Genomic DNA, 12578 nt, shown 5'->3' with positions numbered 1-12578 from the left:
AACCGAAGATAAAACAAAATTCGATATAGGGGTAGCGGGAGGTTGAAAATATTATTCGAATTGCGGGATGGGGGGTAACTCGTTTCTTCTGAGGGCTTTGTGGTAGCGCCTGATGTATTTGCGGTTTTTCTTTACACCCACACTGCTGGCTGCGCCGCTGAGGGTCATCTTCACCCAGTAATTGAAAACTGAACGGTCGCGGAAGCGGGGGAAATAGATGTAGCCGGTTTTGTGGCCATTATGCTGACGAAGCACCAGGTGATTGGCGGCCCAGGTAATAAAGCGTGTGAGCATGGTGCTTTTGTTCTCCACTCCATTCTTGAGAAACTGGATATTGAGTCCCCGGTAGTAAAGTTGCATTTCCCCGAGAGAAATATAGTCCCTGCCTACTGCACGGATGATCATGGTATCCAGCCTTCCCCGGCGCACCCTGATGCTGGCCAGTGGTTCCAGGATGGGATTGAGGACCGGAAGATGGGCGGGCGACATATTCACGTTGAGGCTGAATCCCTGCAAGCTGTCTGTATAACTTTCATCCATGCTTAGTGCAATGCCGATGGAGTCCAGCAGCATGGCGGATGCCCGCAGTCTCATGCTGTCTGTAGAACTGAGATCCGTATTTTTTATATTAGTGAGTGTGGCATTGATATGCGTAAAGGGCACCGAGCCGGTCTTCAGGGTTTTGTCACTGAGTTCTGAATAGCGGGCAGTCAGGTTCTGTATCCCGATGGTATCGATACTCAGCGGGAACGGGATCTTTCTGATCAATCCTGTTGGCAGTGGTTTGTAGATACCATGCTGGAAAGGCGGCCGTTTATCCCGGTACACATTGATACCGGCATCCTGGATGAAGATAGAATGAATATTGAGTGTACTATCACTGAAGTATAAACGGTGATCGATGTTTTTGATCAGTACTTTGCCGGTGCGCGCCTGGATATAATCTGTCTGATAGGGATGAGCTGCAATGAATTCATCACGGGTGGCAACAGGCGTGTAACTGAATGAGTCCAGGCTCAGTTCTCTTTGTTTGTTGCGGTAGCTCAGATTGTGCCAGGTGAAGTGATTGGTTTTGCTGATATGGTAGCCGGTGAAATGATGCAGGGACATCATCGGGCTATGGCGGAAGAACTGCTCTGGTTCTTTGAGCCAGGCGGTATTGAAATGAAGGTTATCCAGGGAAAGTGAGTCTGCTTTCATCCTGTTGCCTTTGGTGCTGGTATAATTTTCATAACCCTGCAATTGGGCCTGTAGTAAAACGGTGGTGAGCGAAAGTGCAGACGCTTTACTGGCTGCGAGATCTTTCAACTGAACATTCAGTGATCTGGCGTGGTGCAGCACACTGTCTTTGCCGGTTTCTCTGAAACTGATATTGCTGGTCCTGATATGAGCGGTAGCGGCAGTCAGCTGGTTATGCGGAGTATGACCGCTGCGGATATGCGTGAACAGCAGCCCATCACTGGCGTTGCTGGATTGACAATAGAATTCGAGCAATGCAGAGTCCCTGACTTCTTTAAAATAAATATCCGGCCTGATGATCCTGAGGGCATTCACTTCCATGGCAGGCCATTCCTGTTTTTTGTGAGATGCAGTGTGATGTGTATGCGGATAGGTGATGATCTTTATTGCAGGATCATTGAGCGCAATATCATCCATTCTTAACTGGCCTTTGCCTGCCAGTTCTATATAAGGAGTGAGATGCAGGGAAGCAGTCCTGACAGAAACTGTGTCTCTGTTTTCCGTATGATCAATATTGATACCTGTAAGAGTGGAAGGCAATCCTTCATGAATATCAAATGCTTCGATCCTGACGGCAGTGTTATGCTGAATATAACTGGCTTTACTGCCTTTCACATGAAGCTGGTTCAATTGCAGGGTTTCTCCGGGATTCTTGATGATACTTCCTGCGGAAGCCTGCGTCAGGAATGCAGATATATGTTTGTCGCCTGATTTGTATTGCAGGTCTGTGTTGTTCAGCTGGATGCCATTCACAAATAGTTTCAATGGCATGGGGGCTGAAGAAGAATCTTTCGATTTCTTCGACTCGATCCTTGCGATGGCTTTTTTCCAGCTGATATGATCGATACGCAGCAGGTGGCTGCTGTCGTTCAGCAGCAGGTCCTGCAAGGCAAGGTCATCAGCGATGAGCTGGATATTATGTTCCTTGCTGTTGAGTTTGAATTTTCTGATCACCAGCGACCGGCTTCCGCCTTCGAAGTAGGCGCGGTCCATGTTGATGAGCAGGTGGGGAGTAGTGATGCTGGCGTTAGAGAATGCAAGGCTTTCCACGGCGCTTTCAATAAAGCCGGAGGAAGTGGCCTGCAGCAGCCGGTCAGTGTTTACGGAACCATTTACATGACTGACCTTGATTTGGGTATTGCTGTTGAGTTTGAAATCGAGTGATCCGTCGATCATGCTGATGCGGCGGAGATTGAGCAGTGTGTCCAATACAGTAAACAGCTCGTAGATGGATCTTTTATCCCCGGTCCTGTGGTACGGCATTTTTTCATAATGCAGTACGGGCCTGTGCAGTACGGCTTCCTGTGCAACGATATGCCGGTTGAACAGCAGGTCCTGCCAGCTGAGGCCTTTCAGTTCAAACAGCGGGATATGGTAATTGCGTTGTGCATCGATATTGGCGCCGGGAGCCGTGGTGATGGAAAAATTATCGAGTCTTACAGTATTGTTGGTAAAACGTATGCTGTCGAACTGCAAGCGGTAGGCGCTGTCTTTTCCATAACCATCGTAGTTGCGGATGGCCATGAGGAACTGCTCGATAGTGATAGGATGTTCAGCCCTTGTGTCAACAACAACTTTGTACAGTTCGAAATTATTCCTGCTGCTGCTGAAAGTATTTGTCTTGTTGTCTTTTTCAGTAGTTACCTGCACGCTGGAATTCTTCACGCCGATATAGGCTAGTTGCATATCACTGGCAATGCCGCTGAGAGCATGCTGCAGGTTCAATGGTTTCTTCTTATGCTTGCGCGAAACGATACTGTCTTCATGAATATTCAGTTCAATATCACTGTTCACGAGGTATACTGAATCTGCGCGGATCAGGCCCTGACGGGAGAGCGCCAGGAAGTCTACGTTGGTGAGCAGCATCGTATCTACAAACATATTGAACACGGGCATGGTGCCGTGATGCCGGTAAGCAGTGATGGTGCAACTGTCCATTTCCACTTTCCGGTTGCGGATATTGATGCTGAATCCTTTGAAAGCGATATGGTGTTTGCCGTCTGGCAACATGAAGGATTGATGGTCTGAACGCAGCACCACATTATCTGAAAAAAGGAATTTATCTCTTTGTTTATGTTTGGTAGTGTCTACTTTGAAATTGTCTACATGAAAATGCAGTCTGGAGATGGTGAGTGGCTGCAGGTCGGGTTGTGTTTTGTCCATCAGTGTGAACTGTGCATCGTCAACCTGAAAGCGGCTTATCTCCAATACTTTCAGGGCTTTCTCGATGCTTTCATAGATCTTTCCCATTTCTTCGGGAATGGACATATGCCGGGCTTCACTTTTCTTTTGTTGGGTGATAGTGATGAGGGGTTGCTGCACCATGATGGAATCGATGAGCAGTTGCTTATCGAAGATGAGTGATCTTATGGATTTGACAGAAAGCTCCAGTTTCTTTATCTGGAAATTATACCCTGCTTTATCGGTGGAGTCTTCTAAAGTGTAGAGCGTAACATTTTGCAGGGTGAGTTTTCTGCCGTAGTTGTAACGGATCTTTCCGATCTGCATCTGCAGTTTGCCGTTAGACTGAAGGGAAACGACCTCGCTGATGGCCCTTTCCGCATGATGGATGAACCACCAGTAGAAAAGGGCCAGCAGGAGCACCAGGGTGCCAATGCTTATCCCGGCTATTTTGAGGAATTTCTTTCCCAGCTTAATCAAGGTCATGCAACAGATTCCGATTCATCAGTAATTTACTGATTATAATCGAAGATCAGCTAACGCCGGAGCCCGGGTCTACAACATTTTCAGGTTTTACGAAATGCAGTTTGCCTGCGGCGTCTTCGGCCATCAGGATCATACCGTTGCTTTCGATGCCTTTCATCTTGCGCGGCGCCAGGTTGGCTACGATCACTACCTGTTTACCGATGATGTCTTCGGGTTGGTAATGCAGGGCTATACCGGATACGATTGTACGCTTTTCGAATCCGAGGTCCACTTCCAGTTTCAGCAGTTTGTCGGCCTTGGCCACTTTTTCTGCGGAGAGGATGGTACCTGTGCGGAGATCGATCTTTGCGAAGTCATCGAACTGGATAACCGGTTTGACGGTGGCGGCTGTGGGTGTGGGGACAGCAGCAGGAGCTGTTGTTGAAACGGGCTTTACCATATTGGCATGAAGCTTTTCTACCTGCGCCCTGATCACATCTTCTTCTATTTTATTGAAAAGAAGTTCTGGTGCGCGAAGCGAGTAGCCTACACTCAGAAGCTTCGTTTTGCCTGCATTTTCCCATTCCAGCATTTTGTCCACCACTTTCATTTTGTGGATCATCTTCTGTGCCGTGAATGGCAGGAAAGGATTGATCAGGATGGCCAGGTTGGCTGTCAGTTGCAGGCAGATATGCAAACAGTTATCGATCACTTTTTGCAATTCAGGATTTTCCTGCAGTTTCTTTTCAACTTTCCAGGGTTCTTTGTTCTGCAGATAGAGGTTGCCTTTGCTGCTCAGTTTGATCACTTCTGCCAATGCATCCCGGAACTTGAATTGCTCCAGGTTCGCTTCCACCTTGCCTTTGGTGATCTCAAATTCAGCCAGCATATCCTCATCTTCTTTGGTGAGGGCATCTGCATGCAGCGGCGGCACTTTACCGCCACAGAGTTTGTGCATGAGCACAAATGCCCTGTTCTCGAAGTTCCCAAAGGAAGCCACCAGCTCATTGTTCACCCTGTCGCCAAAATCCTTCCAGGTGAAGTCATTGTCCTTGGTTTCAGGAGAGTTGGCGCAAAGTACGTAGCGGAGCAGGTCCTGCTGGCCGGGAAAATCCTTTATATATTCATCGATCCATACAGCCCAGTTGCGGGAAGTGGAAACTTTTTCTCCTTCAATATTGAGGAATTCATTGGCAGGAACATTGTCCGGCACCACAAAACCGCCATGCGCTTTCAGCATGCTGGGGAAAATGATGCAATGGAAAACGATATTATCCTTGCCTATAAAATGGATAAGTCTTGAATCTTCTTTGCACCAGTAGTCTTCCCATTTATCGGTGAGTTCCCTGGTTGCGGAAATATAACCGATAGGAGCATCAAACCATACGTAAAGCACTTTGCCGTCGGTATCAGGCAGGGGCACTTTTACACCCCAGTCAGAATCGCGGGTCATGGCGCGGGGCTGCAGGCCGTTCTCGATCCAGCTTTTACACTGACCGTATACGTTGTTCTTCCATTCTTTATGTCCTTCCAGGATCCATTCCTTCAGCCAGGGCTCATAGTTCTGGAGCGGGAAGTACCAGTGTTTCGTCTTTCTCTTTACAGGAATAGCGTCGCTGAGGGAACTGCGGGGATTGATCAGTTGTTCGGGACTGAGGCTGGTACCGCATCTTTCACACTGATCGCCGTAAGCATTCTCATTGGCGCAAACCGGACAGGTTCCTACAATATAGCGGTCGGCCAGGAACAGGTTGGCCTTTTCATCAAAGAACTGCTCGGTTTCCTTCTCTTCGAAAAGATTTTCATCATAGAGCTTTTTAAAGAAGGCCTGCGCAGTTTCATGGTGGATCTTATTGGAAGTGCGGCTGTAAATGTCAAAGGAGATGCCCATTTGTTCAAAGCTGTCCTTGATCAGCGCATTATACTTGTCAACCACCTGTTGCGGGGTAACGCCTTCTTTGCGGGCGCGGAGGTTGATGGGCACACCATGCTCATCCGAGCCGCAGATGAATTTGATATCGGTTTTTCGGGCGCGTTTGTAACGCACATAAATATCTGAAGGGAGGTAGCAACCTGCCAGGTGGCCAATATGCACGGGTCCGTTCGCATAGGGCAATGCTGCCGTAACTAGATATCGTTTAAAATCTGTCATTTGTATGTTTAGTCTTTAGATCTGACACCATCAGATAAGTGGCAAAAATACCGTAAATGGGGGCAACGTCAAAATGCGCGGATTTGATAACTTTAGCGGATGAACCGTAAACATTTCCTTCGTTCCCTGGCCTTTGCCGGTGTGAGCCTGCCGGTGATACCAGGAATGGGCGCTCCGGCCTCAGCTCCCGGACGGGCTGGTTCCTCAATTGCAAAACCTGTTATTCCTCCATACCTGAAACCCGGAGATACTATCGGTATCACCTGCCCGGCGGGTTTTATCACCCTGGAATCCATCAAACCGGCCATCCAGCAAATGGAAAGCTGGGGTTATAAAGTGAGGCCGGGAAGAACGGTAGGACTGCGGGATTTCACCTTTGGAGGTAGCGATGCTGACCGTCAGGCGGACTTCCAGGAACTGCTGGATGATCATTCCATCAAAGCCATCATGTGCGCCAGGGGAGGATATGGAATGGTACGGATCATCGATAAACTGGACTTTTCCGGTTTCATGAAACATCCTAAATGGATCATCGGCTTCAGCGATATAACGGTAATGCACTGTTACCTCAGCGTGAACCACCCGGTGGCAAGCATCCATTCCAAAATGTGCAACAGTTTCCCGGACGACTGGAACAAGGCTGAGCCCATGCAGCAGGATACCATCCTCAGCATACGCCGTGCACTGGAAGGGGAAAAGACCGCCTATTCAACACCGCCATCGGGTTTCAACCGTACGGGCCGGACGGAAGGCTTGCTGGTCGGCGGCAATCTCAAGACCATTGAAAGCCTCGCCGGCAGTAATGCAGAGATCAATACAGAAGGGAAGATCCTGTTTGTGGAGGATACCGGGGAATACCTGTACAGCATCGACCGGATGTTCTGGAACCTGAAGCGTTCCGGGAAGCTATCCGGACTGGCGGGGCTGGTGATAGGAGGTTTTAAGGTGAAGCCAGACGATCCGGGGGAAGAATTCGGGAAAACGGTGATAGATATTGTGATGGAGAAAGTGAAGGAGTTTACCTACCCGGTATGTTTCAATTTCCCGGTGGGACATCAGCGGAATAATTATGCGTTGAAATGCGGAGTGATGCATGAACTGACAGTGAGTGCAGAAGGAGTTTGGCTGAATGAAATAAGATAGGAATAATAAAGAAGAGTTGCCATACAAGATCATCAGTTCTGAGAAGCAGTATTTTGAATACTGCAATTTTTTCGAAAAGCTCACTGATATCAAAGAGCCAACCGAAGATGTATTGGATACCATCGATCTGCTCACACTCCTTATAGAAACCTATGATAAAGAACAGGATCCCGATGAAGAAAAATTTGATCCCGTGCAGAACCTGAAATTTGTGATGGATATGAATAATATGAAAGCTGCTGACCTCGCTAAGGAACTTGAGGTGAGTAAGAGCCTTATTTCTGATATTCTTCATTACCGTCGTGGATTCTCCAAAGAATTCATCAGGAAGCTAGGGAACAGGTTCACATTCAGCCAGGAATTGTGGAACAAACCTTATAAACTTCTACCTTCATCCAAATCAACCATCAAAAAATGATTAAAATTCCGCAATACCTGAAACCGGGAGATACCATCGGCATTGTTTGTCCTGCCGGTTATATGGCAATGGAAAAAGCACAGACCTGCATTGATGTGTTGCAGGAGTGGGGATATAAGGTAAAGGTTGGCAAAACACTGGGGAGCGCTTCCGATACCTATTTCTCCGGCACGGATGCCGAACGTCTCGAAGATCTTCAATCCATGCTGGATGATGAATCTGTCAATGCCATTCTTTTCGGAAGAGGAGGTTATGGTGTAGGCAGGATCATCGATCAGATCAGTTTCAAGGCTTTCAAAAAGAAACCGAAATGGATCATCGGGTTCAGTGATATCACAGTACTGCATTCGCATATTTATGCTAATTATAAGATCGCCACTTTGCATGCGCCAATGGCAGCCGCTTTCAATGATGAAGGTTACAAAGGAGAATATGTATTGTCGCTCCGGCAGGCGCTGGAAGGTAAGAAAGCAAAATACAATGTGGTGCCACATGTATTCAATAATAAAGGAGAGGCAGTGGGAGACCTGGTTGGTGGGAACCTGGCTTTGCTGGCGAATGTAACAGGCACTCCATCCCAGGTAAAAACAAAAGGCCGGATCCTGTTCATAGAAGATGTGGGAGAGTATCTGTATAGTATCGACAGGATGTTCTATCAACTGAAACGTAGTGGTCAACTGGAAAAGCTGGCGGGCCTGATCATCGGCGGGTTTACAGATATGAAGGATACGGAAAGGCCTTTCGGCAAAACTGTGGAGGAGATCATTCATGAAATAGTGAAGGACGCTGATTACCCCATTTGTTTTGGTTTTCCGGTAAGTCATGGAAAGGAGAATTATGCGTTGAAAGTGGGAGTGGGGTATAAGTTAAAAGTGGGTAATACAAAGGTGACGCTGGAAGAATAGTTTTCGGTTTACACGGAGCTTTCAGGTATGAAGATCCATACAGCAGTGACCTGAAAAAATAAGGTGGGTATATAACAGAAAGGCCGTTCCCCAGGGAAACGACCTTTTCTAATATCAGCGCTTAATCGGGCCTGAACGGATCAGGGATTCGGAATTGGTTGACTTCAATATTGTAAAAGTTAATAATTTTGGCGATAATTAAGATCGATTTATTTTATATACTCATAGTTAAAATCTATCTCCGGTATGACCTTCGTGCAGCTTGAATACATCGTGGCAGTGGATACTTTCCGGCATTTTGCCCTGGCCGCGGATCATTGCTTTGTTACGCAACCCACTCTCAGCATGCAGATCCAGAAGCTGGAAGAAGAAATGGGGATCAAGATCTTCGACAGAAGTAAACAACCTGTAGTACCTACAGAAGCCGGGATGGAGATCATCGAACAGGCACGTAAAGTGCTCTCTGAAAGAAATCTCATCAATGAAATTGTACAGCATAAACGTGGTATCCTTACAGGAGAGCTGCGCATCGGTATCATTCCAACCCTGGCTCCCTATCTGCTGCCACTCTTTGTACCTGCCTTCAATAAAAAATACCCGCATGTTAAACTGATAGTGCAGGAAATGCGGACGGAATACATCATCAACCGCCTCCGGGAAGGCCGCATCGATACGGGTATCCTGGTAACGCCCCTGCAGGAAAAAGGCATCAAGGAGCATGTGCTGTTTTACGAAGAGTTCCTCGCTTATGTGTCGCCTAAAAATGCGGCTTACAAGAAAACCTATGTGCTGCCGCAGGACATCGATCCCAACAAACTCTGGTTGATGGAAGAAGGACATTGTTTCCGTTCCCAGATCGTGAACCTCTGCGAACTGCGTAAAGCCACGGAAACCGGGAACCAGTTTGAATATGAAGCAGGAAGCATCGAGACCCTGAGACGCATGGTGGAACTGAACGATGGCATTACCATCCTGCCTGAACTCACCACCATGGATATGGACGCCAAAAAGATGCAGCTGGTCCGTCACTTCAAAAAGCCTGCGCCCATGCGGGAAGTAAGCGTGGTGGTGCACCGGGACTTTGTGAAGAAAAGATTGATAGAAGTGCTGAAAGACGCTATCATCACAGCTGTTCCTGAGAAGGTACGCAAGAACAAAAGCCTGAAAATTGTTCCGGTTTAATTATCGCTTCAACAAAGAATCCATTTTCTGCACATAAACAGGGAAAGAAGGTAAGTCGTTATGGCTGCCGTCTTCCACCGTAATGAATTCATCTCCCTGCTTAAGGTAAGGCTTCAGTCTGGCTGCATTCCTGTAAGGGATCACGCCATCCGATGTGCCATGAAATATGCTCACGGGAGCCGTTACCTGTTGCAGGTACTCCCAGGTGGGGATCTTGTATTTGATCATCCGGTCCATCGGGTACATGGGCAGCCTGGAACCGAGGATGCTTGGGAAACTGTAGTATGGTGTTTCCAGGATAAGCCTGCGGCAATCGCGGATGGCACCCAACTGCGCCGCAATACCGGAACCCATGCTCTTGCCATACAACAGAATGCTGTCTGGTTTGTACCTGGCGCGCGCCAGCTTGTATAACAGTAATGACCAGTCGTAGAGTTTCTGCTCTGAAAGTGTTCCCGTGCTTTTTCCGAAACCAGGATAATCCAGCATCCACACTTCATAACCGTTGCGGGTGAACTGGGGCGCATTCTTCGCGTACCAGGAAATATTCTTCCTGTTACCATGGAAATACAGCACCACCCCTTTGGGAACGGAATCGGTAGTAGTGAACTGGATCACGTTGATGTTCACATCAGAAGAGTAGGGCAGGTTCACCTCGCGGTAGGGAATATCGAATTCGTACTTATGGGATTTGTCAACCACCACAGGTCTGAACATGAAATAATCCTGCAAACTATAAATTGCGATACCGATAATGGCATACACTATCAGTATTATTTTCACCCACCTGATGATCTTTTTTCTGTTCATACCGGGCTGCAAGTTAGGAAGGCAACTTTAATCCTTGAGGATATCCCTGATAAAATTATGGTATTCGGGAAATACAGTAAGGTTATTATGGCCACCGCCATGGATCCTGATCAGCGTGATGCCGGCAGGGTTCAGGTGCTGCAATTGTTCGCTGTGGCGGATAGGAATAAGCAGGTCCCGGGTGCCATGGATAATATAAGTATGGCATTTTACTTTGCGGATCCAGAGATCCGTACGCAGATGGTAACGTAGTACAAAACGAACAGGGAGGATGGGCAGAAAACGCTGGATCACTTTTTTGAAGCTGTAATAAGGGCTGTCCAGTATCAGGTAGCGGGGATTATTATCTGAAGCGATCTTCGTGGCAAAGCCGCTTCCGATGCTGCGTCCATATAAGATGAGATGATCTTCCGTGCATTGCTTTTTCAAAGTGTCGTACACAAACTGCATGTCGGACAGCATCTCTCTTTCGCTCCGCTTGCCGGTGCTTTTACCGAAGCCCCGGTAATCCACCATCACCACATCATAATCGTAGCGGTAGAAATCTCTTGCATATTTCGCCCAGCCTTTGATGCTGCGTGTATTACCATGGAAATAAAGGATCAGTCCTTTGGAATCTTTACGATAGAAATGCAGTCCGTTGATGCGTACACCGGGCGCAATATCGAAGAAGAGCTCCCGGAAAGGGACATCGTATTTGAATTGGAAATCTGCCGGTAGTCTTTCCGGTTTGAAGATCAGTTTCTCCTGAATGAAATAGGCAATGATGCTGAGTGCCGCGATACCGATGATGATATACCAGACGAATGTGGGCAATTACAGTCAGTTTCCTGTAAGATACAAAAAAGGGACTGACTAAATACTCGGGGACGCGAGCGACCGGGCGATGCGAAATTAATAGCCGTCATCTTCATTATGTATGCGCTTCAGATTGAGATTGGTCACCGGCGCTACGATCAGCGGGAACTTCTCCACCGTTACATTGCTCACATCAAGACCGAAGCCGCGTTCTTCAGACAGGCTCCATTCTTTGATCCAGAAGTAAAGCTTCATGATCATTCGCTCTGTGATCGGCAGTTCGATATCCTGGCTGAGGAATTTTTCCATCACTATAAACTGGAAATCACCCACCACATTGTTCCGCTCAAGACTTTCGTAACGGCTGGTGATATTCACTTCTTTATTAGCCACCAGGTCTGCCACCACTTTCCGGAACATGAGGTTGATCTTGGGTTCGATCCTGAATCCCAGCCTGAATTCCACGCGGATGATATCATTGGGAATGATATGGTCCACGGAATACTCGCAGGTATAAGGATCATCCAGCGTGTCAACATGCACGAACCAGTAGATATCTGCACGCTTTGGTTTTTTGTTCAGGATGGAGTAAATGATCTTATGCTCTATCTCCTTCGGGTTATTGGCGCTGGTGAGGTACACCAGGTGGGTAGCGTACTTGGGAACTGTCTTGTCGTTGCTGAGCTCCTGGATCTGCGGGATATAATGTTCCAGCCTTACAAACTCCACATAGCGGTTCTTGATCTTGCGCGCGCGGTACCAGATATACATTACGGCAAAGAGGGCTCCGCCTACTACCAGGGTCACATAACCGCCATGCGGGAATTTATCCAGGTTGGCGGAAAGGAAACTGAGCTCTATGCTGAGGTAAACGATGAGGAACAGATAGATGAATACAGGCCTGACCCGCCGGCTCACCATATAATTGGCAAACAGGATGGTGGTGGCGATCATACACATGGTGATTGCCAGTCCGTAAGCCGCTTCCATCCTGGATGATTTCTGGAAGTAGAGGGTGATGCCGCAGCAACCCAGGAAAAGAAGGGTGTTGATACCGGGAATGTATAATTGTCCTCTTTCTTCAGTTGGATAGTTGATCCGCATCTTGGGCCACTGGTTCAGTCGCATGGCTTCACTGATGAGGGTGAAGCTGCCGCTGATCAGCGCCTGACTGGCAATGATGGCTGCTGCCGTGGCGATGATGATGCCTGGGATCACGAACCACTGTGGCATGATGGCGTAAAACGGATTGAAGCCGTCGGCCAGTTTCTGTGCGGAGATCTTT

9 protein-coding genes are annotated in these 12578 nt (G+C 47.8%); 4 read left to right on the top strand and 5 right to left on the bottom strand.

Annotated features, from left to right (window positions below; genetic code table 11):
• Positions 1–51: 51 nt before the first annotated feature.
• Complete coding sequence (locus ACTHMC_RS19555) at positions 52–3906, bottom strand: hypothetical protein (RefSeq protein ID WP_440415646.1); 3855 nt, start codon at positions 3904–3906, stop codon at positions 52–54.
• A 46-nt stretch (positions 3907–3952) separates the two neighbouring features.
• A complete protein-coding gene (metG, locus tag ACTHMC_RS19550; protein WP_440415644.1) occupies positions 3953–6037 on the bottom strand; it encodes a methionine--tRNA ligase in 2085 nt (694 codons plus the stop codon).
• Between the two features lie 99 nt (positions 6038–6136).
• On the opposite strand from metG, the gene ACTHMC_RS19545 reads away from it, so the two are divergent.
• From ACTHMC_RS19545 to ACTHMC_RS19530, 4 genes are all read left to right on the top strand, one after another.
• Positions 6137–7180, top strand: coding sequence for a S66 peptidase family protein (locus ACTHMC_RS19545; protein WP_440415642.1), 1044 nt, complete (start codon positions 6137–6139; stop codon positions 7178–7180).
• A 16-nt stretch (positions 7181–7196) separates the two neighbouring features.
• On the top strand, positions 7197–7598 hold the full coding sequence (locus tag ACTHMC_RS19540) for a helix-turn-helix domain-containing protein (RefSeq protein WP_440415640.1): 402 nt from the start codon (positions 7197–7199) through the stop codon (positions 7596–7598).
• A complete protein-coding gene (locus ACTHMC_RS19535) occupies positions 7595–8503 on the top strand; it encodes a S66 peptidase family protein (protein WP_440415638.1) in 909 nt (302 codons plus the stop codon). Before ACTHMC_RS19540 ends, ACTHMC_RS19535 begins: the two co-directional genes overlap by 4 nt.
• Before the next feature lie 246 nt (positions 8504–8749).
• Positions 8750–9685: a LysR substrate-binding domain-containing protein gene (locus ACTHMC_RS19530; RefSeq protein WP_440415637.1), complete on the top strand. Its 936-nt coding sequence runs from the start codon at positions 8750–8752 to the stop codon at positions 9683–9685.
• Here the strand turns inward: ACTHMC_RS19530 and ACTHMC_RS19525 are convergent, their stop codons facing one another.
• The 3 genes from ACTHMC_RS19525 to ACTHMC_RS19515 all read right to left on the bottom strand — a co-directional run.
• Positions 9686–10495 (bottom strand): alpha/beta hydrolase, encoded by an 810-nt coding sequence (locus ACTHMC_RS19525; protein WP_440415636.1) that lies wholly within the window; start codon positions 10493–10495, stop codon positions 9686–9688.
• Between the two features lie 27 nt (positions 10496–10522).
• Entirely contained in the window at positions 10523–11311 is a 789-nt protein-coding gene (locus ACTHMC_RS19520; RefSeq protein WP_440415634.1) for an alpha/beta hydrolase, read from the bottom strand.
• A gap of 78 nt (positions 11312–11389) precedes the next feature.
• Positions 11390–12578 (bottom strand): KUP/HAK/KT family potassium transporter (locus tag ACTHMC_RS19515; RefSeq protein WP_440415633.1); only part of this gene is annotated, 1189 nt, incomplete at its 5' end.

Origin of the sequence: Pseudobacter sp., assembly GCF_051955275.1 — a bacterium.
GTDB lineage: Bacteria > Bacteroidota > Bacteroidia > Chitinophagales > Chitinophagaceae > Pseudobacter.
The sequence above is the reverse complement of the archived record's forward strand: the minus strand, read 5'-3'. Positions and strand labels throughout refer to the sequence as shown.